The sequence below is a fragment of the Actinoplanes sp. NPDC049265 genome, from assembly GCF_043197135.1.
GTDB lineage: Bacteria > Actinomycetota > Actinomycetes > Mycobacteriales > Micromonosporaceae > Actinoplanes.
In genome coordinates, this window is the sequence record NZ_JBICSP010000003.1 from 424,095 (window position 1) to 450,169 (window position 26,075).

The following is a 26,075-nucleotide window of genomic DNA, read 5'->3' on the forward strand; positions in this document are numbered from 1 at the left end:
AGCGTCCCGTTATGTAACAAGGTCGACACAGCCCGTTTGTTTCTGTCCTTTTCGGAGCCACCCTCGGAAGGTACGCAGACATGGATGAACGTAAGCCCGGCCTCGGCCGTCGCAAGCTCCTCGCCACCGCCGGAGCAGCGGCCGCCGCTCTCGCCGCCGCCGGCCTCCCGGTGATCAACACCGGTAGCGCCGCGCTCGGTGAGGGAAAACTCCGGGCCGAGCCGCTGATCCCGCCCAAGCGCCGCGGCATCATCCTCTACAGCGTCCGCGACCGCATCCAGGCCGCCCCCGACAACAGCGGCGTGCCCTACGGCTTCGAACGCGTCCTCGCCCACCTCGCCACGGTCGGCTACAAAGAGGTCGAGTTCGCCGGGTACACGCAGCACACGTCGATCCTCGGCCGGCAGATCACCCCGGCCGAGATCCGCAAGATCCTGGACGACAACGGGCTGGTCGCCAACGGCACCCACACCAACATCAACCCCTCGACCCTCGATGCCGAGATGGACATCGCCCAGACCCTGGGCATGCCGCACATCGGCACCGGCGGCGACCCGTCCGGCAGCCAGTACCAGGCCGACTGGGACCGCGCCGTCGACGACTGGAACGCGATGGGCGCCCGGGCCCAGGCCCGCGGGCTCAAGCTCTACACCCACAACCACGACACCGCGTACGACTTCCTGCTCGACGCCGGACCGTTCGACAGCAACGGGCGCCCCACCCACTCGACCGGCATCCGCAAACTCGAGTACTTCATCGCCAAGACCGACCCCGAGCTCGTCTACTTCGAGATGGACCTCCTCTGGGCCTACCTGGCACAACACCGCTTCAAGCAGTACACCAACGCCAACGGCAACTTCCGCACCGACATCTTCGACCCGATCCTCACCGTCGCCAACCGCACCCGGCGCTTCCCGCTCTTCCACGCCAAGGACGGCGACCACACCGCCACCGGCTACGCCGAGACCCCACTCGGCGAAGGCGACATCAACTTCCAGCAGTTCTTCCAGACCATCGGACTGCCCGACTACCACCACGCCAACTACGAGATGGACGACGCACAGCTCGGCGGCTCCGCCGACCCCGGCAAGAGCCTGCGCGTCGCCCAGCAGAGCTACGACAACATGTCGGCGCTCAGCATCTACACCAGATAGCTCAACACCCCGGGCCCCCGGCCTCCCGGGGACCCGGGCCTGGCCCCCCGGGAGGTCCGCTGATGCGTACCGGAATCTGGCTGATCGGCGCGCGCGGATCGGTGGCGGTCACCGCCACCGTCGGCGCGTTCGCCCTGAAAGCACGCCTGACCGACACGACGGGATGCGTCACCGAGCTGCCGCCACTGAGCAGCCCGGCCCTTCCGGGCTGGGGCGACCTGGTGTTCGGCGGCCACGACATCGTCAGCACGCCGGTGGTCAAGAAGGCCGAGGCGCTCGCCGCCGCCGGCGTGCTCCCCGGCCGCCTCGTCGCCGCGCTCACCGACGAGCTCACCGAGCACGATGAGAACGTCCGGCCCCTGCCCACGGCCGACACCCAGGAACACACCGCACAGCTGATCGCGGCCGACATCGCCGGCTTCCGTACCCGCCACAGCCTCGACCTCGTCGTCGTCGTGAACGTCTCCACCACCGAACCCCTGTTCGAAAACGTCTCCGCGACGCTCGGCTCCCTGCCCGGCAGTTCCCTGGCCGCCTACGCCGCCTTCTCCGCGGGCTGCCCGTTCATCGACTTCACCCCGTCGACCGGGGCGCGGCTGCCGTTCCTCGACGCGTTCGCCCGATCCAAGGGCGTCGTGTACGCCGGCAACGACGGCAAGACCGGCGAGACGCTGGTCAAATCGGTGCTGGCGCCCATGTTCGCCATGCGCAATCTGCGCGTCCGCAGCTGGTCCGGCCTCAATCTGCTGGGCGGCGGCGACGGCGCCAACCTGGCCGACCCCGCCGCCAACGCGGCCAAGGTCGCCAGCAAGCAGCGCGTACTCGGGGACGCGCTGGGCTACGAGCCGTCCGGCACCAGCCGCATCGACTACGTCGAGGAGATCGGAGACTTCAAGACTGCCTGGGACCTGGTCACCTTCCAGGGCTTCCTCGGCACCGGGATGCGCGTCGAGTTCACCTGGCACGGGTGCGACTCGGCCCTGGCCGCGCCGCTGGTGCTCGACCTGGCCCGGCTGACGGCGGCCGCCCAGCGCGGCGGACGCAGCGGGCCGCTGCCGGAGCTGGGGTTCTTCTTCAAGGACCCGATCGGGGACGGGCCGTCGGCGCTGGCCGAGCAGTGGGCTCAGCTGGCCGGGCTGGTCGCGTCCTTCACCCCGCCTGTCCCCGCCGGCTCCTCCGCTCCGTCCGCCTCGCCTGCTCCTTCCGTCTCCCTGGCCGGGCCGTTCGACGACGAGGCCTCCGCATGAGGTTGCGTGATCTGATCTCGCTGGTGCGGGCGCCCGCCGCCCTGTCTGTTCCCGGCGACGTGGTGGCCGGAGCCGGAGCCGCCGGAGCGCTGTCACCGGCCACGGCCGGGCTGGCCGGCGCCTCGGTCTGCCTGTACTGGGCCGGGATGGCGGCAAACGACTGGGCCGACCGGGACCTGGACGCCGTCGAACGGCCGGAACGGCCCATCCCCTCCGGACGGGTCCCGGCGCCCGCGGCCCTCGGCATCGCTGCCGGGCTGACCGGAGCCGGACTGGCCATCGCCGGCCTCGCCGGTGGACGGAAAGCGCTCGCGGTGGCCGGGCCATTGGCCGCGGCCGTCTGGGTCTACGACCTGAAGCTGAAGAACACCGCGGCCGGGCCGGCCGGGATGGCGCTGTGCCGGGGGCTCGACGTGATGCTCGGGGCCAGCGGCGCGGCGCGACCCGGAAGGGCGGTGCCGTCGGCGCTGGCTGTGGCGTTGCACACGTACACGGTGACAGCGTTGTCACGGCGCGAGGTGTCTGGGGCGGAGCCGAGGCTGGCGGCGGCCACGCTGGCGACGACGGCGGCGCTGACGGGGGTGGTGGCCACCACCGGACGCCTGTGGACAGCCGCGTCGAGCCGTCGTGCCGGTGCGCTAGATTCCGGCCCACCCAGTGACGGGGCGGGGGAGGGGGCGGGTCGTCGATCAGCGCAACCCACCCTCCACCGAGGAGGGCGCCGGTTCTCTGGCCGCGGGTGGCGGGCGGCCGCCACGGCGGCGCTGGCGGTGGGCTACGCGGTGAAGTACGGGCGCGCCCAGGCGGCTGTCATCGGTGACCCGGCGGCGCCTCGGGTCCGGGCGGCGGTGGGTGCGGGCATCACGTCGTTGCCCTCGCTGCAGGGGGCGTTGGCGGCTCGGTCGGGGGCGCCGTTCGCGGGGCTGGCGGTGGCGGCGGCGGCTCCGCTGGCGGGGGCGCTGGCTCGGAAGGTCTCGCCGACATGAGTACGCCGATCAGTGGTGAGCCGGTGGGGGGCGGGGAGCCGATCATGGGCGGGCCGATCGGGCGTTCGCCCGGTGCGGGGACGCCGGATGGGCCGACTATCGCGGCGCCTGGGGGTGAGCTGCCGCTGGATGAAGAGGATGCGCTGGGTGAGGAGACCGCTGTCGGGGGGCGGGTTGACGGCGGGGAAGGGCTTGGTGCCGGAGAGGATTCTGGTGGCGCGCCGGCTGGGGCTGAGAGCGGGGGCTTGGAGACTGCTCGGGCCAGCGGGCTGGGTAGCGGAGGGCCGGCCGGGTTCGCGGGACATGTGCGCGGGCGAACGCGGTGTGTCGGAGCTGCTGCGCGGCCAGGGGAAGCTACGGCGCCGCCGGAGGAAGCCGTGACGCCGCCTGGGCAGGCTCTGACACAGCCAGGGGAAGCTACGGCGCGGCCGGAGGATGCCCTGACGCGGCCCGGGGAAGCCCCGACACAGCCAGGGGAAGCCTCAGTGGGGCCGGGAGGACCTGGGGCGCGGACGGCCGAGACCACAGCGCGGCTGACGGAAGCTTCGGCGCGAGAGGGTGTGGCCCGGCCGGCGGTGGGTGTGACGGCCGGCGGGTCTGGTGCGGCTGGGCGGTCAGGGGTGGGGCTGCGGTTCGGGTACGGGACGAACGGGTTCGCCAATCATCGGCTGGATGAGGCGTTCGCGGTTGTGGCCGAGTTGGGTTACGACGGCGTCGCGCTGACGTTGGATCACGATCATGTGGATCCGTTCGGGGTGAATGTCGCCCGGGAGGTTTCTCGGGCGGGGGATCGGCTGCGGGATCTGGGGCTCGGGGTGGTCATCGAGACGGGGGCCCGGTATCTGCTCGATCCGTGGCGGAAGCACGCGCCGACCCTGCTGCACGAGGACCGGGCGTTGCGGATCGAGTTCTTGCGGCGGGCGGCCGCCATCGGGGCCGATCTGGGGGCTGAGGCGCTGTCGTTCTGGGCGGGCGTGCGGCCGGACGACGTCGACCCGGACACCGCCTGGAAGCGGCTGGCCGACGGGGTGGCCGAGGTGCTGGCGGCGGCGACGATACCGGTCGGGTTCGAGCCCGAGCCGGGGATGCTGGTCAACGACATCGGGGACTGGCGGCGGCTGCGGGCCGAGCTGGGGGAGCCGGAGGCGCTGGGCATCACGCTCGACATCGGGCACTGCCGGGCCGTGGAGGACATGCCGGTGGCGGACTGTGTCGCCGACGTCGCCGGCCATCTGGTCAATGTGCAGATCGACGACATGCGCCGTGGGGTGCACGAGCATCTCGAGTTCGGCCAGGGGGAGATCGACTTCCCGCCGGTGCTGCGGGCGCTGCGGGAGGCGGGCTACGGAGGACTGGTCGCGGTCGAGCTGCCGCGGCACTCGCACGCGGCGCCGGACGTCGCCCGGCGGTCCATCGAGTTCCTGAGGAGGGCGGCGGGGTGAAGCTGGACGAACTGCGGGACGCACTACCCGCGAGTGAATGGCTGGCCGAAGCGGAGAGCAGGGCGAAAGCCGAACCGGACGCGTTGCCGGGTCTCTTCGCCCGCGCCGACCGCAAGCTGGGGCGAGAGCCGATCGCCGGAGGCTGGACCGCCGGGCAGGTGGGAAGGGCCGTGCTGCTGAGGGATCAGGACCCGGCCACGATCATTGAGATCTACGAGCACGGCGACGCGGCCGAGAAGCTGGCCGTCCTGAAAGCGCTCCCCCTGTTGAACATGGGGGACGCGGGGGTGCCGCTGCTGCTGGACGCGCTGCGCACCAACGACACCCGGCTGGTGGCGGCCGCGCTGGGCGGGTACGCCGAGCATCTGGACGCCGCGACCTGGCGTCAGGGCGTCATCAAGCTCGTCTTCATGGGCGTACCCCTGGACGCCGTGGCCGACCTGGACCGGCGGGCCGACGCCGAGCTGGCCCAGATGCTCCGTTCGCTGGCCGACGAGCGGGCGGCGGCGGGACGCGAGATGCCGGCCGACGCGACCGCCCTGCTCGAGAAACTGGAGGCGTGACACCGTGCGCATCTTCGACCCGCACATCCACATGACCTCGCGGACCACCGACGACTACGCGGCGATGGCCGCGCACGGTGTCAAGGCCGTGGTCGAGCCGGCGTTCTGGCTGGGGCAGCCGCGGACCAACCCGGGGTCGTTCGCCGACTACTTCGACTCGCTGATCGGGTGGGAGCCGTTCCGGGCGGCGCAGTACGGCATCCGCCACCACGCCACGATCGCGCTGAACCCGAAGGAGGCCAACGATCCGCGCTGCCGCCCGGTGCTCGATCTGATGCCCCGCTACCTGGACAAGGACGGCGTCGTCGCGGTCGGTGAGATCGGGTACGACTCGATGTCGCCGGTCGAGGACGAGGTGTTCGCGGCCCAGCTGGCGATGGCCGTCGAGTTCGAGCTCCCGGCGCTGGTGCACACGCCGCACCGGGACAAGGCGGCGGGTACGCGGCGGACGCTCGACGTCGTCAAGGAGTCCGGCATCGAACCGGGCCACGTCCTGGTCGACCACCTCAACGAGGTCACGGTCGGCATCGTCGGGGACTCCGGTTGCTGGATGGGTTTCAGCATCTACCCGGAGACGAAGATGTCCCCGCCGCGCATGGTCGACATCCTGAAGGAGCGCGGCACCGAGCGGATCCTGGTCAACTCGGCCGCCGATTGGGGCAAGTCGGACCCGCTGCTGACCGTGGCGACGGCCGAGGCGATGCTGGCGGCCGGGTTCACCGCCGACGACGTCGACAAGGTGCTCTGGCAGAACCCGGTCGAGTTCTACAGCCAGTCCGGCAAGCTCGACCTCTCCGACATCGCGCCCCCGCAGAAGACCTTCGAGGGCAGCTCGATCCTGCGGGGCGGTAGCTGATGCGCCTTCAGCACCGTGACGGGCAGACCGTGCACCTGTCCTACTGCACCAACGTGCACGCGGCCGAGGACCTCGACGGCATCATCGAGCAGCTGGACACATACGCGCTGCCGATCCGGGAGAAGCTCGGCACCGACGTCCTCGGTCTTGGTCTGTGGATCGCCGCGCCGGCGGCGTCGGCGCTGGTCGCGGACCGGAGCGCTCTGACGAGACTGACGCGGGCGATAACGGAGAGAGGCCTCGAGGTGGTCACCCTCAACGGCTTCCCGTACGCGGCGTTCCAGCAACCGGTGGTCAAGGGCGCGGTGTACGAGCCCGACTGGACCACCCCGGCCCGGCTCACGTACACCTTGAACCTGGCCCGGATCCTGGAACACCTGATGCCGGACGACGCGGCCCGCGGCTCGGTCTCGACCCTGCCCTTGGCCTGGCGTACCCCGTGGGACTCCGAGCGTCAGGACTCCTGCCGCCGCTCGCTCGACGTGCTGGCCAACGAGCTGGCCCGGCAGGACCGGACGATCCGGGTGGCGTTCGAGCCGGAGCCGGGCTGCGTGGTCGAGAACACCGCCCAGGCGGCGGCGATGCTGCGCGACGCCGACACCGAACGCCTCGGTGTCTGCCTCGATCTGGCCCACCTGGCCTGCGCCTGGGAGGATCCGGCGGCCGCCCTCGAACGGTTGCGCGCCGCGGGCGTACCCATCGTCAAGACCCAGGTGTCCGCGGCCCTGGCCAGCGACGACCCGGAGCGGGACGCGGAGGTTCTGGCCCGCTACGTCGAGCCGCGCTTCCTGCACCAGACCCGGGGCCGCCGCGGGCTGAGCACCGACGACCTGGACGACGCGCTGGCCGGGGACCGGGGGCAGCCGTGGCGGATCCACTACCACGTGCCGATCCACGCCCAGCCCGAGCCGCCGCTGCGGGCCACCACCGGTGTGCTGCGCGACGCCCTGCGGCACCTGGTCGGGGGGCCGGTCGCGCTCTGCGACCACCTGGACGTGGAGACGTACACCTGGAACGTGCTGCCCGAGGGGTCGCGGCCGCGCGATCCGGCCGAGCTGGTGGCTGGCATCGCCGCCGAGCTCGACCACGCCCGCGGGCTGCTCGAAGAGTTGAATCTGAACCGGGAGAAGGCCACATGGCAGGGTTGAGGACGAGCCAAGCCGTGAAACCACTGCTCGTGCTGGACGTGGTCGGGCTGACCCCGCGGCTGCTGGAGCACATGCCCCGGTTGCGCGCGGTGGCCGATCGGGGCTTCCAGGCACCCCTGGGGACCGTGCTGCCGGCGGTGACCTGTTCGGCCCAGTCGACCTTCCTGACCGGCGAGCTGCCACGCGAGCACGGCATCGTCGGCAACGGCTGGTACTTCCGGGAGCTGGGCGAGGTCTTCCTCTGGCGGCAGCACAACGGGCTGGTCGGCGGCGAGAAGCTGTGGGAGGCGGCGCGGAAGGCCCGGCCCGGTCTGACGGTGGCCAACGTGTGCTGGTGGTACGCGATGGGCATGGACGTCGACTGGACGGTCACGCCGCGGCCGGTCTACCACGCCGACGGGCGCAAGGATCCGGACTGCTACACGTACCCGCCGGAGCTGCACGACGACCTGACCTCGGCGCTGGGCACGTTCCCGCTGTTCAACTACTGGGGTGCGGGCGCCAACCTGACCAGCTCGGCCTGGATCATCAAGGCGGCCCAGCGGCTGCTGGCCCGGCAGAAGCCCGACATCACGCTGGTCTACGTCCCGCACCTCGACTACGACCTGCAGCGTTTCGGGCCGTCGTCACCGCAGGCCGCGGCGGCCGCCCGGGAGCTCGACGAGGAGCTGGCCCCGCTGCTCGGCGCCGACGCCACGGTGGTGGTGCTGTCCGAGTACGGCATCGTCGACGTGAACCGGCCGGTCGACATCAACCGGATGTTGCGCTCGGAGGGCCTGCTCGAGGTCTACACCCAGGCCGGGATGGAATACCTCGACCCGTGGACCAGCCGGGCCTTCGCGGTGGCCGACCATCAGGTCGCGCACGTGTACGTGAAGGATCCGGCCGACCGGCCGGCGGTGGCCAAGCGCTGCGCCGAGCTGCCGGGCGTGGCCGAGGTGCTGGACGAGGCCGGGAAGGCCGCGCACGGGCTCGACCACGAGCGGGCCGGTGACCTGGTGCTGGTGGCCGAGCCGGACGCCTGGTTCACCTACTACTACTGGCTCGACGACGCCAAGGCCCCGGACTTCGCCAAGCTGGTCGAGATCCATCGCAAGCCCGGCTACGACCCGGCCGAGCTGTTCTTCGACCCGGCCAGTCCGGGTGCGGCCAAGGGCCGGGCCGGTCTGGCGCTGCTGCGGAAGAAGATCGGCATGCGCTACCTGATGAACGTGGTCGGGCTGGACGCCGGCGCCCGCGCGGTGCGCGGTTCGCACGGCCGGCTCCCCGACGACCCTCGCGACGCGCCGGTCCTGATTTGTTCGGATCCCGGGTACGCCCGCGAGACGGTCGCCGCGACCGAGGTCAAGACCCTGCTCCTCGAAATGGTGGGAGCTGTGTCGCGACCGATGCCTGGTCCTTCGGACGGCACGGAGGGCCGGAACCCCTCCGGGGCGCGATCATGACCGTAGGGGTGCCACCGGGCGTGGCTGAGGACCTGGCGAGCCGGTTCGACCAGGCGCTGACCAGGTTCCTGGACGGGCAGAGTCCACAGTGGCCCGACGGCGCCCCGCACGGCGTGCTCGACGCCTGCCGCCGGTTCGTGCTGGCCGGCGGCAAGCGGCTGCGCCCGGCGTTCTGCTATTGGGGCTGGCGCGGGGCGGGCGGACCGGACGGCTCGGAGATCATCGCCGCGTCGGCCGCGCTGGAGTTGTTCCACGCGTTCGCCCTGATCCACGACGACATCATGGACGGCAGCGACCAGCGCCGCGGCCGCCCGTCCATGCACCGGCACTTCACCGACCTGCACAACCGGCACCGCTGGCGGGGCGACGCGGCCCGCTACGGCCACAGCGCCGCCCTGCTCGGCGGTGACCTCTGCGCCGCCTGGGCCGACCAGATGTTCACCGGCTCGGGCCTGCCCCCGGAGTGGATCCAGCGCGGTCACCGTCTGTTCACGCTCATGCGCACCGAGGTGATCGCCGGCCAGTACCTGGACCTGGTGTCGAGCGTCGGCGACGGCTCGGTGGCCGGCGGCCTGACCGTGATCCGGATGAAGTCGGCCCGCTACACCGTGACCCGGCCGTTGCAGATCGGCGCGGCGCTGGCCGGGGCCGAGCCCGAGACCCTGGCCGCGTTGCTGTGTTTCGGCGACCCGCTCGGCGACGCGTTTCAGTTGCGTGACGATGTGCTCGGCGTCTTCGGCGACCCCTCGGTGACCGGCAAACCGGTCCTTGATGATCTCAGAGAGGGCAAACCGACAGTCCTCATCGCACTGACCCGGGAGCGCAGTGACGCAGGTCAGAGCGATAAATTTAAAAATCTCTTCGGCAAATCGGATCTGGACCCCGCAGGTGCAGAAGAACTGCGTACGATCATCGCCGCCACCGGTGCGCTCGACCGCGTGGAGGACATGATCAAGGTGCGGGCCGAGTCGGCGGTCGCGGCACTGACCGACGCTCCGATCACCGACGAGGCCCGTGCCGCTCTGGCCACCCTCGCCGGCAGCGTCGTGGACCGTACTCGATAGACCTGGGGACCGCGTGACGCTGAACGAAGTCGATGCCGAGGACACCGATGCCCGGCTGCGCCTGTCCGGGATCGTCCGGCCCCGGCGGTCGCCGGAGAACGTCGACGACCGGCCCACCGGCTGGCGGCCGCTGCGCATCGCCATGATCGGGCAGAAGGGCATGCCCGCCACCTACGGCGGCATCGAACGGCACGTCGAGGAGCTCAGCGCCCGGCTCGTCGCGCTCGGTCACGAGGTGACCGTGTACTGCCGCAACAGCTACGACGCGATGCCCATGGACCAGTACCGCGGCGTGCGGCTGCGGCACACCCGCACGGTCGCCACCAAGCACCTGGACGCCATCGCGCACGCCGCCACCGCCACGCTGGCCGCGCTCACCGACAAGCCGGACGTCGTGCACTACCACGGGATCGGGCCGGGCCTGGTCGCGCCGCTGCCACGCTACCTGTCCCGGGTGCGGGTGGTGCAGACCATCCACGGGCTGGACAACCAGCGGGCCAAGTGGGGCCGGCTGGCCCGGGCGGTGCTCGGCGCCGCGCACTGGTGCAGCGGCCGGGTGCCCGACGTACGCATCGCCGTGTCCCGCACCCTGGCCGGCCACTACCAGGACCGGTTCGGCACCGACACCCGCTACGTGCCCAACGGGGTGGCCGAGCAGCGCCGGGTGCCGGCCCAGCAGATCACCAGCCGGTTCGGGCTGACCGAGGGCGGCTACCTGCTGCTGGTCGGCCGGCTCGTCCCCGAGAAGGCCGCCGACCTGCTCATCCGCGCCTTCCGCCGGCTCCCCGCCGCACTCGACGGCGCCGACCTGAAGCTGGCCATCGTGGGCGGCTCGTCGTTCTCCGACGAGTACGTGCGCGTGCTGCGCGAGGCGGCCGGCGACGACCCGCGGATCGTGTTCACCGGCTTCGCCTACGGCGACCTGCTGGCCGAGCTGTACACCAACGCGGCCGGGTTCGTGCAGCCGTCCCGGTTGGAGGGGCTGCCGCTGACCCTGCTGGAGGCGTGCGCGTACGGTCTCCCGGTGATCGCGAGCGACATCCCGCCGCACGTCGAGCTGCTCGGCTCCGACGACGCCGGCCGGCGCCTGTTCCGCGACGGCGACGAGGACGACCTGGTCGCCGCCCTGAGCCGGATGCTGGCCGAGCCCCGCACCGAACGGCTCGGCGCCACCCTGCACGGCGGCCGGCTCCGCTCGCAGTACAGCTGGGACACCGCCGCCCGGGAGATCGAGCGGGTCTACCTGTCCGTGGTGAAGAGGTCGTGACCAACCGGCTGCTGACGATCGGTGCGGCGGTGGCCTCGGCCGGCGCCGCCGCGTTCACCACCTGGGCGCTGGGGCAGGGCTCGATGGGCCTGGCGGCGATCCCGGTCGCGGCCGCGCTGGGCCTGGTCGTGGCCGCGCTGGCGGTCACCCGTTTCGGCGCGTACGTGCTGCTCATGCTGGCCGTGCGGCCGATGGTCGACCTGTTCAAGCTGAGCGGGCCGACGGCCGGCAAGGCCGGGGTGGACGCCGAGGGGGTCAGCCGCACGCTCGACCCGTCGACCATCCTGGCCGTGCTGTTCCTGATCGCCGCCGGGTTGTGGCTGGCCGCCCGGGCCCGCGAGCGAGGACGGCTGCGCACCTCGCCGCTGACCGTCGCGTGGCTGGTCGTCGGCGCGACCGGGCTGGTCAGTGCCCTGGGCGCCGACAAGGTGCCGAACAGTCTGCTCGAGGCGCTGCGAATTCTGACCGTGGTGGTCATGTTCGTGGTGCTCGAACAACTGGTGCCCGATCACCGGTACGCGCGGCGGGTGCTGCTCGCCGTCTACGCGTCGCTGGCGATCGTGGTCGCGTACACCGTGATCCTGTCTCTCACCGGGAACCCGCCGGCCGAGGTCAAGGGCAGCTTCACCCGCATCAGCGGGCCGTTCGCGCAGTCCACCACGCTCGGCCGGTACCTGATGTTCCTGCTGATCTTCGGGTTCGCGGTCGTCGGGTACGTGCGCGGCCGGCTGCGGGTGGCTCTCGGCGTGCTGCTCGGGCTGTCGTTCGTGCTGGTGTTCCTCACCAACACCCGCAGCGCGATCCTCGGCCTGGGCATCGGGCTGGTCGTCGTGGCGGTGGTCCAGCGCAGCGCCAAGATGCTGGTGGCCCTGGGCCTGGCCGCCGTGCTCGGTGTGGCGCTGCTGCCCGCCGTGGGGGATCGCTTCGCCCAGCTGGCCGACGACCGGCAGGTCGGTGGCGCGCCGACCGGGAACACCCTGGAGTGGCGCCTCGACTACTGGTCGGAGATCGTGTCGCTGGCCAACCGGAACCCGGTCACCGGGATCGGCCCGAACATGACCCAGTTCCAGACCGACGAGGCCAAGAAGCCGCACAACGACTTCCTCCGGGCGTACGTCGAGACCGGCGTCGTCGGGCTGCTGGCCTATCTGGCCATGGTGCTCCTGCTGCTTCTGACCGGGCTGCGGGCACTGCGCCGGGCCCCGCCGGGTACGCTCGCGCGCGGCATCGCGGCCGGCAACCTCGGCTGCGCGGTCGCCTTCGTGGCGATCAGCGCCGTGTCGAACGTGCTGTCGAGCGTGGCGACGCTGTGGTACTTGGTGGCTTTCGCAGCGGTGGCCGGGGCTCCTACGCCCCCGGCGGCCGGCAGGGACTCAGTCGAGGAGCATGGAGACAGTGGACTATCTCGGCACGGCGCGTAAGCGGCTGCCCATCCTGATCGGTGTCCCGGTCCTCGCCGCGCTCGTCGCGACGCTGGTGGTGCTGCTCAGCCCGCAGAAGTACGCGGTGACGACCTACGTGGCCGCGCCGGCGCTGATCGGCGGGGTCGCCGCGCAGCAGTTCGCCGGCCAGCAGGCGGCCAACCAGTTCGTCGCCGCCTTCTCCGCCGCGGCCACCTCGCCCAAGGTGATCGACCAGGTCGCCGCCGACACCGGGGTGAACGCCGACGACCTGCGCGACGGCGTCGAGGTCAAGCAGGTCGGCGCGAGCAGTCAGCTCACCCTGACCTTCACCGGCCCGGACAAGGACAAGGTGGCGCCGGTGGCCACCGCGCTGACCGGGCGGGCGCTGACCTTCCTGTTCGCGTCCCAGGTGGACGTGGCCACCCAGCAGGTGGCGGCGGCCGACGCCGACGTGACCGCGGCGACCAAGAAGATCGGCGACTGGGAGAAGACCAACAAGGTCGCCCAGCCCGACAAGCTCTACTCGGCCACCCTGGCCGAGCAGGCCGACCTGCGCCGGCAGCAGCTGGAGATGTCCGCGGCGGGCAACTCCAAGGCGGCCGACGCGGCCAAGGACGCGATCGCCGACGACCAGAAGCGGCTCGACGAGCTGGGTCCGAAGCTGCCCGGCTACCAGGCGCTGATCGCCCAGCGGGACGCGTCGACCAACGCGCTGTCCGACGCGCAGAAGGGCCTGCAGGCGGCCCGGGCGCAGATGGGCGCGGCCGACCCGAAGTCGGTGTCGAGCACCGGCGCGGTCGCCGCCGACTCCAAGGCCGACACCCTGCTCAAGACCGTGCCCCCGGTGGCCGGCGCCGGTCTGCTGATCGCGGTGCTGCTCGTGGTGCTGCTGGAGATCGTGCGGCGCCCGTCGTCCCCTTTTGACGGTCCGGTCAACGGTTCGCGGCGCGACCGGGAGACCGCTGCGGTATGACCGCCCGCACCGAGCGGCCGGCCCCGCAGCGTGCCTACGGCCCCGCGGGCGAGGGCCGGAAGGGCATGCCGAGGAGGGCACAGCCATGACGGTCGGGGCGGACCGGCCGATCAGAGGGATCGCCCGGGGCGGGATGCTCAACCTGGCCGGGGCGATCCTCGGCCAGGCCGCCGTCTTCGGGGTTCTGCTGCTGCTGGCCCGCGTCCTCGGCGAGGACGAGGTCGGCCGCTACGCCCAGGGGTACGCGGTCCTCACCCTGCTCGGCCTGCTCGCCCTGTCCGGCTTCCGGGCCGGCGTGACCCGGTTCGTCGCCGTGCACCTGGCCGACGACGACCCGGCCGCGGTCCGGGGCACCGTCCGCCTCGCGCTGGCGGTCTCGGCCGGCTCGGCGGCAGTGCTCGGCGTGGTCCTCGCCCTGGCCGCCCCGTGGCTGGCCGAGCGCCTGCACGACCCGGGCCTGACCGGCGGCCTGCGGCTGATGGCCCTCACGCTGCCCGCGTCCACGGTGATGGAGGCAGCCCTGGCCGCCACCCGGGGCTGGCGCAGCCAGCGGGCGTTCACGCTGATCGGGCAGATCTACGAACCCGCCGGCCGGCTCGTCGTCACCGCCGCGCTGCTGCTGGCCGGGTTCGGGGTGGGCGGGGCGTTCATCGCGCTGGCGGTGTCGGGCTGGTCGGCGGCGATCCTGGCCCTGCTGGCCCTGCGGCGGCGGCTGAACGCGCTGCCGGGCACGGGCCACACGTACGCGCCGCGGCGGCTGTTCTCGTTCTCCACCGTCAGCTGGGTCTCGTCGCTCGCCTCGACCGGCCTGATCTGGCTCGACACCCTGCTGCTGGGCTTCTTCGGCCGCCCCGACATCGGCGTCTACAACGTGTCGACCCGGCTGGTCACCGTGGCCGTGTTCGTGCTCGCCCCGCTCAACGCCGCCTTCGCGCCTTACCTGGCCGACCTCTACCACCGCGGCGAGCTGGATCAGGTGCGGGCCAGCTACCGGGCGGTGACCGGCTGGGTGATCCGGCTGTCGCTGCCCGCCTTCGCGGCGCTGCTGGCGTTCCCGGGCGAGCTGCTGCGGCTGTTCGGGGACGCGTACACGGCCGGGGCGGCGGTGACCGTCATCCTGGCCGCCGGGCAGCTGGTCAACGCGGCCACCGGGCCGTGCGGGACGGTGCTGAACATGTCCGGCAACGTCGCGCTGAACATGGCCGACAATGTGGCCGCGCTGGTCCTCAACGTGCTGCTCAACCTGGTGCTCATCCCGGTCTACGGCATCGTCGGCGCGGCGGTCGCCTGGGCGGCCTCGCTGACCGTGGTCAACCTGGCCCGGGTGGTCCAGGTGCGGCGGCTGATCGCGGCCCTGCCGGTGTCCCGGGGCATGGCCAAGGGGCTGCTGGCCGGGGCGGCCGCGCTGGCGGTGGGGCTGCTGCTCGGGGCGGTGCTGCCGGGCGGTCCGGTCGCGCTGGTCGCGGGGCTGGTGGCGATCGCCGCGGTGTACGCGGGGACGGTGCTGGCGCTCGGCCTCGGGACTGAGGACCGGATGGTGCTGCGGACGTTGCGGAAGGGCGCTCGTGCGAGTTGACGGTCTGCGGCGGGCGGTGCGTTCTTCCCGCGCGTACGGCAAAGCGGTCCTGCCTCTGCCCTTGGGCCGGCTGCCCGAGTTCCTGATCGTCGGCGGGCAGCGGTGCGGCACCACGTCGCTCTACCGCTACCTGGCGGCGCATCCGTCGGTGCGCCCGGCCACCGGCAAGGAGCTGCAGTTCTTCAGCCTGCACCACGGGCGGGGCGAGCGTTGGTACCGCGCGCACTTCCCGGTCCGGCCGCCGGGGATCCGCAGTTTCGAGGCCTCGCCCTACTATCTGTTCGACCCGGGCGCGGCCGCCCGCGCCGCCGCGATGCTGCCCGGGTCGAGGTTCGTCGCGTTGATCCGTGACCCGGCCGAGCGCGCCTACTCGCACTACCTTCATTCGGTGGCGTACGGGGTGGAGAGCCTCCCGTTCGCCGAGGCGCTGGACGCGGAACCGGCCCGCCTCGCCGCCGGCGGTCACGACGCCCGCCGCCGGTACAGCTACGTGGCCCGCGGGAAGTACGCCGGCCAGCTGACCCGGTGGTTCGACGCGGCCGGGCGCGATCGGGTGCTGGTGCTGCGTACCGAGGAACTGACCGCGCGTTACGCCGAGGTGCTGGCCTTCCTCGGCCTGGAACCGCGACCGGTGCCGGCCGAACGGCACACCAGACGCGCGGCCGGGGCGCCGCCGCTCGACGAACGGCTGCGCGAGCGCCTCGACGCCGAGTTCGCCGACGACCGGCGCGAGGTCGATCGGCTACTGGCGGAGCACTGAGGTCAGGCGGGCCATCTTCAGGGCCAGGTGCAGGCAGAGGCGTTCGGTGCCGTCCTTGAGGTTGGTGCCGGCCAGCTGCTCGACCCGCTGGAGGCGGTAATACAGCGTGGTCCGGTGCAGCTGGAGCCGCTCGGCCGTGGCGTGCGCGTTGCCGGCCAGGTCCAGATAGGTCTCCAGGGTCTCCACGAGCACCTGACCGCCGTCGGTGTGCAGCAGCCGCAGCAGGCCCGGGTGCACCGCCCGCGCGTCCAGCCGCTGCTCGTCGAGCAGGCTCACCGCGCGGTAGACGCCGAGCGACGACCACGACGCCACCTCGCCCAGCTCGGGCAGCCGGGCCGCGACCCGGGCCGAGCGCACCGCCTCGTGGTACGAGCTCACCGCGTCAGCCAGCCGCGGGTAGACCTCGCCCAGGCCGATCACCGTCGGCGTCACGCCGGGCAGGCGGCGGCGTACCGCGTCCAGGGTGTCGCCGAGGTGCCGGGCCACCTTCTCGGCCGAGCGGTGCGGCGCCGCCCGGCCGCTGAGCAGCAGCAGCCCGTGGTCGCGGCGGATCAGGTGCACCGCGGCCCGGTCCCGGTACCAGCGGCGGGTCAGCACCAGGGCGTGCTCGACCGCGGCCCGGGCCGGCTCGTCGAACGCCTCGTCCCCGGCCGGCTGCACGGCCAGCGCCACCACCGGTCCGTCGTCGGCGACCAGGCCGTCCTCGAGCAGTTCCTTGGCCGCCCGCTCGCGGGTCTCGGCCACGTCGGACAGAAGGGCCCGGGCCGCCTCGGCCTCCCGTTGCGACGCCAGGTCGCCGAGCAGGCCGGCCCGGTGCAGCACTCGGGACGCCTCGCCCGCCGCCTCGCCGGCCGCGCGGATGTCCTGATCGGACATGCTGCCGTCGGCGTCGATGAACCAGAGGAAGCCGAGCAGCAGATCACGGTGGACGATGGGCAGGCAGACCCGGGGGAGCAGGCCCAGTTCCGGCGCGGCCGGGGTACGCAGCGGCGACCGGATCCGGTGCACGCCGTGCGCCCGGAACCAGGTGATCACCTCGGGGCTGGTGTGCCGGCTCAGGATGCTCTCCCGCCGGACGTCGTCCATCGGCTCCGAGTGCGACGAGTACGCGATCACCAGCTGGTGGCTGTCCTCGATCAGCGCGGCCCGGCCGACCCGCTGCGCGACGGCATCGACGATGCGCTGTAAATCACCGAGCATGCTTCCCCCTGGATGCCGATGATTGTCGATACCGGTGTCACGGATCAAGGCGTGATCTTCGTCAGGTGTCGAATGATGCGGATGCACCTGCCGACATCTGCAGGTATCACATCCGTCGATCGAGCCATTACGTTCCGGTGATGCAGCTCACGTACGCAGGGATGCGACGCGGAGGCCTGGCCGTCGTGCTCACGACCGCACTGGTTGCCACGTTCACCGCGACGCCCGTCCAGGCCGCCCCGGCCGACCCGGCGACCGGCCCGTTCGCGGTGATCGACCCCCAGAACTGGGAAAACCCCGACGCGATGACCTGGGACGACTACAAGCGTCCGCCCGCGACGGACTGGAACAACCCGGCCCGCGAGGGCTCGGTCCGCAACTTCGACATCGCACTGGTCACACTGGACTATCCGGACCAGCCGTTCGTGGTGACCCAGCGGCCCGGGTCGACGATCTTCGGCAACCCGCAGCCGGCCGTGTCCGGGCTGTCCCGCGCCGCGGTGCCCGGCTACTACCGCGACCTGCTGAACACGCCGAACACCCTGAACGGCGGGCACACGCTGCACGAGTACTGGATGGAGGACTCGGGCGGGCGTTACGGCGTCGACCTGACCGCGTTCGGCGCGTACAAGATGCCGGCCAAGTCCTACCAGTACGGCATCACCAACGACATGAACCCCGGGATGTGCCCGACCGGCGACACGTGCAACCGCAACATCCGCACCGACGCCCTGGCCGCGTGGCGCGCTGACGTGGGCGATGCCGTGGCCGACTCGTACGAGCTGGTGTTCATCCTCTCGGCCGGGCAGGACGAGTCGTCCACCTGGCAGGAGTTCGGCGAGATGAAGTTCCAGACCAAGGAGGACGTCACCGACGCGTTCGGGCCGCCGGTCGAGCCGCAGCCCAACTACGCGCGCACCCGCTACGTCGAGTGGACGTCGTGGGCGGCGGCCGCCACGATCTGGCCCAACGCCGGCGGGGGATCGTCGACCCAGGCCGAGAGCTCCGGGATGGGTACGTACGCCCACGAGCTCAGCCACCTACTGACCATCGGGGACAACTACAACAACCCGTACGGCGTGCCGTTGCGACGCGCGTACACCGGCCCCTGGTCGATGATGTCCCGCGGCTCCTTCAACGGGCCCGGCGGGCCGCACACCCGCTGGCAGATCCCCGCGGTCAAGGGCGGCTCGATGGGCTCGGCCCACACCTTGCGGGACAAGCTGAAGATCGGGCTGGTCGGCGAGGACCACGTGTTGCGGCTGTCCCGGGAGGCGCTGGCGTCCTCGGGTCTGGTGGTGGCCAAGGTGACGGCCCGTGAGGTCGTACCCGGCGCCAACGGTCTGATGGGTGTGAACGTGGCGATGAACGGCGACCGGGCGCCCGCCTGCAACGTCAACACCGACCCGCTGTGCGACGGGCGGGGCTTCCAGAACTATACGGTCGAGGTGATCGACCGGATGGGCGCGGACTCGTTCACGCCCGACGCCGGCGTGATGCTCAGCAAGACCAAGAACCAGGACTCGGCGCCGTTCGTCTGGACCGTCGACGCCAACCCGCAGGACATCGACATGGTCGACTTCATCCGGCCGAACGGGACACCCGCGAAGATCACGATGGGCGACTACCGGCAGCTGTCGGACGCGCTGTTCCACGCCGGCACCCGGTCGGGCTCGGAGTTCGAGTACGAGGACACGGCCAACCGCCTGCACTTCTACATCCTCGACGTGAAGCGGGACAGCGCCGGTGTGCTGTCGTACACGGTGGCGGTGAAGTCGCTGGACGGCACCGGCGGCCCCAGCACCCACGGGGTGGCCCTGCGCCCGGGCGTCGTCTCGTCCGGCGGCAAGCCCACCAACCGGGGCGTCACGTGTTCGTTCGAGCTCACCAACACCGGCGTCTACTCGGCCGGCGGCCAGCAGCACCCGGAGGACGCGGCGAAGTACCTGACCTCCGACGTGTACCGGCTCTCCGCCGGCGTGGCCGGCCGGGGCTGGTCCGCGACCCTGCCCAACGCCCTGGCCACGGCCAAGTTCGGCGCCACCACGACGGTGCGGGTGGCCGTCGCCGCCACCCCCGAGGCCGTGGCGACGGGCTTCGTCAAGCTGACCGCGACCTCCGAGTCCGATCCCGCCCAGACGCAGACCAGGCAGTGCCGCGTCGACAAGTAGGTCTTTGATCCCGGGGCAGTGGCCGGTTTCCCCCGTTCCGGCCACTGCCCACCCCGCCCTCTCCATGCAGTGGTAGGCCTCGGCGGATACCGCCCGGGCGTACCGCTGGTTCTAGCTTTTGACCGGCGATCCGTTGGGGAAGCGGACTCCGGTGAGGTCTTCGGAGGCGGCCCACAGGCGCTGCTGGACGGCCACCTCGTACGACTCCGGGCTGGAGGTGACCAGCCGGGGGTGGCCCTTGACCTCGTTGCGTCCGCCGGGACCGTAGTACTGGCCGCCGAGCGCGGACGGATCGGTGGCGGCGCGCAGGGTCGGCAGCGCGCCCATCGCCGGGGTCTGGGTGAGCAGCGGTGCCAGCCAGGTGATCGGGAGCCGCAGGGCCGCCGGGGTGTAGCGGGCCAGCTCGGTGCCGGACAGGCCGGGATGCGCGGCCAGCGCGGCGGTGGTGCCGTGCCGGGCCAGCCGGCGCTGCAACTCGTAGGTGAACATCAGATTGGCCAGCTTGGCCTGACCGTAGGCGCCGATCCGGCTGTACGAGCGCTCCCATTGCAGGTCGTCGAAGTGGATCGCGGCCCGGATGCGGTGGCCGCTGCTGCTGACCGTGACCACGCGCGAGCCCGGCACCGGCAGCATCAGATCCAGCAGCAGTCCGGTGAACGCGAAGTGGCCCAGGTGGTTGGTGCCGAACTGCAGCTCGAAGCCGTCCCGGGTGGTCTGTTTCGGTGTGTACATCACGCCGGCGTTGTTGATCAGCAGGTCGATCCGGTCGAACCGGGACCGCAGCGTCGCCGCCGCGGCCCGGACCGAGTCGAGTGAGGTCAGGTCGAGCGCCTGCACCATCACGTCGCCGGTGATGCCGGCCGCGGCCCGCTCGCCCTTCTCGACGTCGCGCACGGCGAGCACCACCGACGCGCCGCGCCCGGCCAGTGCCCGGGCGGTCTCGTACCCGAGGCCGGTGTTGGCCCCGGTCACCACGGCCACCCGCCTACGCTGGCTGGGGATGTCAGCCGTCGTCCACTTCTCGCTCATGTCAGGCCCCTAACGTACCGAAGGTATCTTGTGTTGACGACGTTATCGTACCGCTGGTACCTAAGCTAGAGTGGCGCTCGTGACATTTCAGCGAGCCCGGACCGAGGAGCAGCGCGAGATCCGCCGGCGGGCGATCCTCGACATGGCGTCGGCCATGCTCGACGAGATGCCGGTGGCCGCGGTCACCCTGAACGAGCTCAGCCGCCGGGTCGGCCTGGCCAAGCCCAACGTGCTGCGCTACTTCGAGTCCCGCGAGGCGGTGCTGCTCGAACTGCTCGACCGCTTCCTGGGGGAGTGGCTCACTGAACTGGCCGGCGACCTCGCCGCCGGCGTCGACCAGGACCGGCCCATGACCGAGCGGGCGACCTCGGTGACCGAGATCCTCGGCCGCTCCCTCGCCGGCCGGCCGGTGCTCTGCGACCTGTTCGGCGCCCAGGGCAGCGTGCTCGAACACAACGTCTCGGTCGAGGTCGTCGCCCGCTACAAGCGCGCCTCCCTCGGCCGGCTGGACACGATGAGCGCCCTGCTCCGGAAACATCTGCCCGAGCTGGGGGAGAACGCGGCCCTGTTCAGCCTGCAGAGCCTGGTCATGGCTGGGGCGCTGACCGCGTACAGCACACCGCCGCCGAGCCTGCTCGAGGCCTACCGGGCCGAACCCGATCTGGCCCGGTTCCACCTGGAACTGACCGACTACCTCAACCTGGCCCTGACCGCGACGCTGCTGGGCGTGCTTCCCCGCGACTGACGAGAGCGCGTCCACCCGGGCCGGCTCGCGCGAGGTGCGGCTGATCGACGCCGTCCCGGCCCCGGCGACCCGCTCGGCCGGGCCGTGTTTCGGGGTCCAGCCTCGCCTCGCACTGGGCTGAACTGCGAACCCGGCCTAATCGGGCAGGGACGTCCACGACACCGGGTAGGAACCCAGCTCGGTGGCCGACGCCGGGCGGACCGTCACGCCCGGCATCGGCTGGGTCAGGCCCAGGTAGGCGCCGTGCAGGTCGACGCAGACGGTGGACTCGCAGTGGCGGGAGACGGTCGCGGTCAGGGGTGAGCCGGCCGCGTCGTACTCCAGGATGATCGCGCCCTTGTCGGCGTAGGTGCCGGTCAGGCGGTGACCGGGGATGTCGGCCACCACCAGCGGCAACCCGGTCGCGGTGAAGTCTTCGCCGCGCCACTGGGGTTGGCAGCCCGCCGCCGTGCCGGCGAACGCGGCCACCGCGAGCACCCCGGCCGGGAGGGCGTAGTGGACGCGCGGCAGCTCCAGCGCGACGTGCAGCGCGGCGGCCAGGGCGGCGCAGAGGAGGCCGGTGAGCCAGCGGCTGCGGGCGCCGCCGGCCGCGTACAGCACGATCGGGATGCCGAAGACCAGCAGGAACGGCACGGCCAGGTGGCGCAACTGCCGCCGGCCGCGGATCGCCCGCCAGGTCAGCGCGCCGGCGGTGGCCAGGACGGCGGTGATCAGGCTGACCAGCGCGTACGGGAAAAGCAGGTTGGCGTCGCCCTCGTAGGCCTTGTCGGGCAGGCTCTGCGCCGGCAGCAGCAGGAACGCGGCGAGCACGACGCCGGCGTCGATCAGTGAATACGGCCACGCCCGCCGGATCGCCCCCATGGCCGGAATCCTCGCGTCGTCAGGTCTCGATCCGGTGCCGGGCCGGCCACAGCCGGTGCGGCACTCGCCGCCTCCGGACGGGCGACGCACAGCGACCGAACTGGCCTCCTAGGATGCCGTAGCGGGTGTGGCGGTGAGTACGTCGTTTGTCAGCGGCCGAAGCGTCCCCGGCCCTACGCTGACGGCAAGTCGCTCGATGGGATGTGCCGTGTTCCTTGCTGGTCTGTTGCGCGGGACCCGTCTACGCCTGCGGCTGCTCGGCGCGTTCGGGCTGGTCTGCGTGCTGCTCGTGGTCGTGACCGTGATCGGGGTGGCCGGTCAGCGCCGGCAGCAGCGGGCCGCCGACGCCGCCGCCGGGGTGCAGGTGCTGAGCCGGCAGGCCATGGAGATGAAGTTCCTGACCGCGGACATGAACAGCTGGGTCATCGCCTACATGTCGAATCTGTCGGTGGCCAAACAACCGGCCGACGTGGTCGCCGCCGGCACCAACCGCGACGACGTCGTCAAGGACAAGAAGGCCGCCACCGCCGTCCTCGCGGCGATGGACCCGCGGTTCCTCACCGCCGCCGAACGCACCACCTTCGACCAGCTCAAGCAACAGTTCTCGGGCGTCGACGCCAACGAGAACCAGATCGCCGGGCTGCTCGGCAAGAACACCCAGGCCGACGTGCAGGCGGCCCTGCAGATCCTCAACAACAGCTACATCAACGGCGTGCAGGCGGTCGGCCGGCTGGCCACCGAGCTGGCCGACTCGACCACCAGCCGCGGCAACGCGGCGGTGGCCGCGGCCAAGGCGTCGGCCACCCGCGGTCAGCTGCTGATGACGATCGGCTGCGGCCTGGCCCTGCTGCTTGCCATCGCGCTGGCCCTGCTGCTGACCCGCAGCGTGACCGGCCCGGCCGGACGGGTGGTGCACGCCCTGCGCCGGCTGGCCGACCGGGACCTGACCGCGACCCTGGACGTGGACGGCCGGGACGAGCTGGCCGAGATGTCGCGCGCGTTCAACGCCGCCGTCCGGGAGGTGCGTGACGCGCTGACCCGGGTCACGGCCGGCACCGAAGAGCTGACCTCGGCGTCACGGGACCTGTCGACGCTGTCGGTGCGGATGGGCGACAGCGCCGACGGCACCAGCTCGCAGGCGCGGACGGTGTCGGACGCGGCCGGGAAGGTGTCGGCCAACGTGGCCGGCATCGCGGCGGCGGCCGAGGAGATGGAAGCGTCGATCGGTGAGATCGCCCGCAACACCGGGACCGCGGTCGTGATCGCCGACCAGGGTGTGGACACGGCCCGGGGCACCTCCGAGGCGGTCGGCCGGCTGGCCGAGGCGAGCGCCGAGATCGGGGCGATCGTCAAGACGATCACGTCGATCGCCGAGCAGACCAACCTGCTGGCGCTCAACGCGACGATCGAGGCGGCCCGGGCCGGCGACGCCGGTAAAGGCTTCGCGGTGGTCGCCGGTGAGGTCAAGGAGCTGTCGCTGGAGACCGCGCGGGCCACCGAGGACATCACCGCGAAGATCAAGGCGATCCAGGAGACCACGCAGAAGGCCACCGAGGCGATCGGCGAGATCGTGAACGTGGTCGGGCAGGTGTCGGAGATCCAGCGGACGATCGCGACGTCGATCGAGGAGCAGGCGGCCACCACGGCCACGATCGGTGGCAGCGTCGCGGAGGTGGCCGGCGGGACCCAGGAGATCGCCGGCACGATCTCGGGTGTGGCCGCCGAGGCCGGATCGACCAGCGACGGCGCCCGGCAGACGCATCAGGCGGCGCAGCGGCTGGCGGCGATGGCCGGCGAGCTGAGTGGCCTGGTGTCGGCCTTCCGCATCTGAGCCCGTCTCGGCGGCCCGGTGCTGGCCTTCCGCCTATGACCGCTCGTCTCGGCGGCCCGGTTTCAACGGCCTTTCGGCGGCCCGGGGGCTCAGGCCTTCTCGGTGAGGCTGATTCCGGTCGCTCGGAGCCGGAACGGAGTGTTCCAGCCGCCGACCTGGAAGGTCAGCTCGCTGCTGCGGCTGGTGTGCCGGGCGGTGAACTCGATGGTCCGGGGGGTGGGGCGCGGGGTGAAGTCGAGCGTACGGGTCACCGATTCGTTGGCCTCCGGGTCGACGCTGTCCTGCACCCGCACCATGACCGGACCGGCCGGGTTGGTCGCCGCCGAGAACCGCAGCACGTAGCGGTGGCCCGCGACCAGCGGGACGCAGCTGTGCAGGATGATGGCGTCCCACACCTGTTCGCCGCCGGTGGCGACGTTCGCGTCGAAGGCGGCCGGGTTGGCCGCGTTGAAACTGATCTGAACGGTCGAGCCCCACCAGTCGTGGTTCATCTTGTTGTTGCCCGGGCGGTGCTGCCGGGGTACGGCCAGGAGTTCGGTGCCCGGCGGGGGAGGGTCGCTGACGCAGGCCTTGCGCTCGTCCGGGTCGTCCGGGTTCTCGGTCTCGGGGGCGGCGCCGGCCCGCGGGCCTTCCAGTGTGCCGTCGGCGGCGAGGCTCGGCAGGACACCGGCCGGCCCGGTGCTGGGCGGTGGCGGGTCGGCGCGGTTGTCGGACGCGCCGGGTGGGAAGGCCCGCACGGCGGCCGTACCCGCGGCGGCCAGCAGCACGGTGGCCGCGGCGATCGTGCCGACCCGCCACCGGCTCGCGCGACGAGCCGCCGGGCTCGAACCGATCCTGTCCTCCTCGCGCGCCGTTCCTTCGGCAAAGAGGACGCCGTCGGCCTGAGTGGGGGCGGGACCGTCGGCCTGAGTGGGGGCGGGACCGTCGGGTGGAGCGTCGGCCTGAGCGGGACCGTCGGGCGGGGCGGTGCGGCTTTCGGTGCGCAGGCGGTCGTACTCGAGGACCATCGTGTCGTGGCGTTGACGCCACGCGGCCACCGCCGCGCCGGGCTGCTGGCACAGGTGGAGGATGCCCTCGACCTTGGCCCAGTCCGGCGGCCGCCGGACCGAGCCGTTGATCACCGCGTAGTACTGGCTGCGGCTGATGTGCAGGCGTCGGGCCGCGGCCGTGGCCGACAGGCTGGACCGTTGGGTGAGGTGACGAAGCTCGGTGCAGAACGCCGTCACCGGGTCGAGTTCCCGACGTTCGTCACTCACATCGGACAGTCTAGGAAAGCTCCGGCCGTACGGGGGAGCGGCTCCCTTTTACTCCGCCGCTCTACTCCGCCGCTTTACTCCGCCGCCGAGCCCCGGCAGGAGGCGGACGACCCCGGCTGCAGCGACTCGTCGACCTTCTTGCCATCGATGTGGACGGCGCAGGACAGGTACTTGTTCAGTCCGGGCCTCGCCGGCAGAGCGTCCACCGAGATGCTGGGGCTGAAGTCGCCGTACCAGGCGAAGTCGAGTTTCTTGATCCAGGGCAGGGCGTCGGCCCGCTCCTTGACCGCTTCGAGGGTGTTGGGGTCGAAGTACTGGATGTCGACCGGGCCGAACCGGGCCGGACGGCCGGTGACCGTCAGTATCAGATGGTGCGGCTCGCCGGTCTCCGTGGTGCCGGCCCGCGTACGCCGCAGCACCAGACCGACCAGCTTGGTGGTGGCCGCGAACTGGTCGATCCCGTCGTTCATGAACCCCATCTCGAGCGTCACGATCAGGGCACCGCGCCGCACCACCAGCTGATGGCCGCCGTCCTCGGCGTCGTAGTAGCTCGCGTCGACCCCGGGTACCACGTTCTCGCGCAGCTCGGCCGACTTACCCGCCTTCTTGCGGTGCTGGCGCAACCGCCAGTCGTAGTAGATACCGCCCGACACCGCACCGGGCTGCAGGTTCAGGGTCAGCCAGTTCTCCCCGACCGAGTGGCACGAGAGGAATGTCGGATCCTTTCGCGGCATCAGCTTGCGCTCGTTGAAGACGGCCGCGGTGGCGCCGGCCGCGGAGTAGTCGGCCGGGCCGAGCAGATCACACATGTCCGTGGTCAGTCGCCCGCCGACCGGCTGCGGCCACGTGGTGCGGGTGGCCGCCGGGCCGTCCGGCGTACCACCCGCGGGCGCGTCACCGCTGCCGCACCCGGCCGCTGCGAGCACCAGAGCCGTGGCCAGCGCGGCCCATCCCCGGGTGGTCCGATCACGTTTCCAGAAGGCCGTCATGTCCGTCAGCCAACCCGCCGCACCGGGCGCGGACACGCAACACCGGGCAACACCGGGCAACGCCGGACACCGGTGGCCCATCGCCGGGCCGGCACGCTGAACAGCGTCC

At 71.9% G+C, this 26,075-nt stretch carries 22 protein-coding genes; 17 read left to right on the forward strand and 5 right to left on the reverse strand.

The window, feature by feature from the left end; translation table 11 throughout:
* Positions 1-80 precede the first annotated feature (80 nt).
* From ACGFIO_RS11710 to ACGFIO_RS11775, 14 genes are all read left to right on the forward strand, one after another.
* Positions 81-1,154: a sugar phosphate isomerase/epimerase family protein gene (locus tag ACGFIO_RS11710; protein ID WP_392825272.1), complete on the forward strand. Its 1,074-nt coding sequence runs from the start codon at positions 81-83 to the stop codon at positions 1,152-1,154.
* Positions 1,155-1,216: 62 nt separating this feature from the next.
* Entirely contained in the window at positions 1,217-2,401 is a 1,185-nt protein-coding gene (locus ACGFIO_RS11715; RefSeq protein ID WP_392825275.1) for an inositol-3-phosphate synthase, read from the forward strand.
* Entirely contained in the window at positions 2,398-3,387 is a 990-nt protein-coding gene (locus ACGFIO_RS11720) for an SCO3242 family prenyltransferase (protein WP_392825277.1), read from the forward strand. Before ACGFIO_RS11715 ends, ACGFIO_RS11720 begins: the two co-directional genes overlap by 4 nt.
* 620 nt (positions 3,388-4,007) lie before the next feature.
* Positions 4,008-4,829: a sugar phosphate isomerase/epimerase family protein gene (locus tag ACGFIO_RS11725; protein ID WP_392825279.1), complete on the forward strand. Its 822-nt coding sequence runs from the start codon at positions 4,008-4,010 to the stop codon at positions 4,827-4,829.
* On the forward strand, positions 4,826-5,392 hold the full coding sequence (locus ACGFIO_RS11730; protein ID WP_392825281.1) for an EboA domain-containing protein: 567 nt from the start codon (positions 4,826-4,828) through the stop codon (positions 5,390-5,392). Before ACGFIO_RS11725 ends, ACGFIO_RS11730 begins: the two co-directional genes overlap by 4 nt.
* A gap of 4 nt (positions 5,393-5,396) precedes the next feature.
* On the forward strand, positions 5,397-6,248 hold the full coding sequence (locus ACGFIO_RS11735) for a TatD family hydrolase (RefSeq protein ID WP_392825284.1): 852 nt from the start codon (positions 5,397-5,399) through the stop codon (positions 6,246-6,248).
* Positions 6,248-7,396 carry a metabolite traffic protein EboE gene (eboE, locus tag ACGFIO_RS11740; protein ID WP_392825286.1) on the forward strand — a complete coding sequence of 383 codons (1,149 nt, stop codon included), beginning with the start codon at positions 6,248-6,250 and terminating at the stop codon, positions 7,394-7,396. Before ACGFIO_RS11735 ends, eboE begins: the two co-directional genes overlap by 1 nt.
* The gene (locus ACGFIO_RS11745) at positions 7,384-8,841 is read left to right on the forward strand and encodes an alkaline phosphatase family protein (protein ID WP_392825288.1); all 1,458 of its coding nucleotides are present in this window, start codon (positions 7,384-7,386) and stop codon (positions 8,839-8,841) included. The genes eboE and ACGFIO_RS11745 overlap by 13 nt, the downstream gene beginning before the upstream one ends.
* On the forward strand, positions 8,838-9,905 hold the full coding sequence (locus tag ACGFIO_RS11750) for a polyprenyl synthetase family protein (protein WP_392825291.1): 1,068 nt from the start codon (positions 8,838-8,840) through the stop codon (positions 9,903-9,905). The genes ACGFIO_RS11745 and ACGFIO_RS11750 overlap by 4 nt, the downstream gene beginning before the upstream one ends.
* A 13-nt stretch (positions 9,906-9,918) precedes the next feature.
* Positions 9,919-11,172 (forward strand): glycosyltransferase family 4 protein, encoded by a 1,254-nt coding sequence (locus ACGFIO_RS11755; protein WP_392825293.1) that lies wholly within the window; start codon positions 9,919-9,921, stop codon positions 11,170-11,172.
* Positions 11,169-12,593: an O-antigen ligase family protein gene (locus ACGFIO_RS11760; protein WP_392825296.1), complete on the forward strand. Its 1,425-nt coding sequence runs from the start codon at positions 11,169-11,171 to the stop codon at positions 12,591-12,593. Before ACGFIO_RS11755 ends, ACGFIO_RS11760 begins: the two co-directional genes overlap by 4 nt.
* Positions 12,559-13,548: a Wzz/FepE/Etk N-terminal domain-containing protein gene (locus ACGFIO_RS11765; RefSeq protein WP_392825298.1), complete on the forward strand. Its 990-nt coding sequence runs from the start codon at positions 12,559-12,561 to the stop codon at positions 13,546-13,548. The genes ACGFIO_RS11760 and ACGFIO_RS11765 overlap by 35 nt, the downstream gene beginning before the upstream one ends.
* 85 nt (positions 13,549-13,633) lie before the next feature.
* On the forward strand, positions 13,634-15,124 hold the full coding sequence (locus tag ACGFIO_RS11770) for a flippase (RefSeq protein ID WP_392825301.1): 1,491 nt from the start codon (positions 13,634-13,636) through the stop codon (positions 15,122-15,124).
* Positions 15,114-15,884: a sulfotransferase family protein gene (locus tag ACGFIO_RS11775; protein ID WP_392825304.1), complete on the forward strand. Its 771-nt coding sequence runs from the start codon at positions 15,114-15,116 to the stop codon at positions 15,882-15,884. The genes ACGFIO_RS11770 and ACGFIO_RS11775 overlap by 11 nt, the downstream gene beginning before the upstream one ends.
* Here the strand turns inward: ACGFIO_RS11775 and ACGFIO_RS11780 are convergent.
* Complete coding sequence (locus ACGFIO_RS11780) at positions 15,867-17,084, reverse strand: PucR family transcriptional regulator (RefSeq protein WP_392825307.1); 1,218 nt, start codon at positions 17,082-17,084, stop codon at positions 15,867-15,869. The genes ACGFIO_RS11775 and ACGFIO_RS11780 overlap by 18 nt on opposite strands.
* Positions 17,085-17,224: 140 nt before the next feature.
* Between ACGFIO_RS11780 and ACGFIO_RS11785 the strand changes: the two genes are divergently transcribed.
* Positions 17,225-19,255, forward strand: a complete 2,031-nt coding sequence (locus tag ACGFIO_RS11785) for a M6 family metalloprotease domain-containing protein (RefSeq protein ID WP_392825309.1) — start codon at positions 17,225-17,227, stop codon at positions 19,253-19,255.
* A gap of 111 nt (positions 19,256-19,366) precedes the next feature.
* Here the strand turns inward: ACGFIO_RS11785 and ACGFIO_RS11790 are convergent, their stop codons facing one another.
* Complete coding sequence (locus tag ACGFIO_RS11790) at positions 19,367-20,284, reverse strand: SDR family NAD(P)-dependent oxidoreductase (protein ID WP_392825311.1); 918 nt, start codon at positions 20,282-20,284, stop codon at positions 19,367-19,369.
* A 79-nt stretch (positions 20,285-20,363) separates the two neighbouring features.
* Between ACGFIO_RS11790 and ACGFIO_RS11795 the strand changes: the two genes are divergently transcribed.
* The gene (locus ACGFIO_RS11795; protein ID WP_392825313.1) at positions 20,364-21,029 is read left to right on the forward strand and encodes a TetR/AcrR family transcriptional regulator; all 666 of its coding nucleotides are present in this window, start codon (positions 20,364-20,366) and stop codon (positions 21,027-21,029) included.
* Between the two features lie 135 nt (positions 21,030-21,164).
* Here ACGFIO_RS11795 and ACGFIO_RS11800 read toward each other — a convergent pair whose 3' ends face one another.
* Positions 21,165-21,890 (reverse strand): hypothetical protein, encoded by a 726-nt coding sequence (locus ACGFIO_RS11800; RefSeq protein ID WP_392825316.1) that lies wholly within the window; start codon positions 21,888-21,890, stop codon positions 21,165-21,167.
* A gap of 208 nt (positions 21,891-22,098) precedes the next feature.
* Here ACGFIO_RS11800 and ACGFIO_RS11805 point away from each other — a divergent pair, with 208 nt between their 5' ends.
* Positions 22,099-23,721 carry a methyl-accepting chemotaxis protein gene (locus ACGFIO_RS11805; RefSeq protein WP_392825317.1) on the forward strand — a complete coding sequence of 541 codons (1,623 nt, stop codon included), beginning with the start codon at positions 22,099-22,101 and terminating at the stop codon, positions 23,719-23,721.
* Between the two features lie 89 nt (positions 23,722-23,810).
* Here the strand turns inward: ACGFIO_RS11805 and ACGFIO_RS11810 are convergent, their stop codons facing one another.
* Positions 23,811-24,977 carry a helix-turn-helix domain-containing protein gene (locus ACGFIO_RS11810; protein ID WP_392825319.1) on the reverse strand — a complete coding sequence of 389 codons (1,167 nt, stop codon included), beginning with the start codon at positions 24,975-24,977 and terminating at the stop codon, positions 23,811-23,813.
* 74 nt (positions 24,978-25,051) lie between these two features.
* Entirely contained in the window at positions 25,052-25,966 is a 915-nt protein-coding gene (locus ACGFIO_RS11815) for a hypothetical protein (protein WP_392825322.1), read from the reverse strand.
* Between the last annotated feature and the right edge of the window lie 109 nt (positions 25,967-26,075).

Coding starts and splice junctions, on each gene's coding strand:
- ACGFIO_RS11780 (WP_392825307.1), bottom strand. CDS start 17,084: ATGCTCGGTGATTTACAGCGCATCGTCGATGCCGTCGCGCAGCGGGTC.
- ACGFIO_RS11800 (WP_392825316.1), bottom strand. CDS start 21,890: ATGGGGGCGATCCGGCGGGCGTGGCCGTATTCACTGATCGACGCCGGC.
- ACGFIO_RS11715 (WP_392825275.1), top strand. CDS start 1,217: ATGCGTACCGGAATCTGGCTGATCGGCGCGCGCGGATCGGTGGCGGTC.
- ACGFIO_RS11750 (WP_392825291.1), top strand. CDS start 8,838: ATGACCGTAGGGGTGCCACCGGGCGTGGCTGAGGACCTGGCGAGCCGG.
- eboE (WP_392825286.1), top strand. CDS start 6,248: ATGCGCCTTCAGCACCGTGACGGGCAGACCGTGCACCTGTCCTACTGC.
- ACGFIO_RS11785 (WP_392825309.1), top strand. CDS start 17,225: ATGCAGCTCACGTACGCAGGGATGCGACGCGGAGGCCTGGCCGTCGTG.
- ACGFIO_RS11765 (WP_392825298.1), top strand. CDS start 12,559: ATGGAGACAGTGGACTATCTCGGCACGGCGCGTAAGCGGCTGCCCATC.
- ACGFIO_RS11745 (WP_392825288.1), top strand. CDS start 7,384: ATGGCAGGGTTGAGGACGAGCCAAGCCGTGAAACCACTGCTCGTGCTG.
- ACGFIO_RS11710 (WP_392825272.1), top strand. CDS start 81: ATGGATGAACGTAAGCCCGGCCTCGGCCGTCGCAAGCTCCTCGCCACC.
- ACGFIO_RS11815 (WP_392825322.1), bottom strand. CDS start 25,966: ATGACGGCCTTCTGGAAACGTGATCGGACCACCCGGGGATGGGCCGCG.
- ACGFIO_RS11720 (WP_392825277.1), top strand. CDS start 2,398: ATGAGGTTGCGTGATCTGATCTCGCTGGTGCGGGCGCCCGCCGCCCTG.
- ACGFIO_RS11790 (WP_392825311.1), bottom strand. CDS start 20,284: ATGAGCGAGAAGTGGACGACGGCTGACATCCCCAGCCAGCGTAGGCGG.
- ACGFIO_RS11770 (WP_392825301.1), top strand. CDS start 13,634: ATGACGGTCGGGGCGGACCGGCCGATCAGAGGGATCGCCCGGGGCGGG.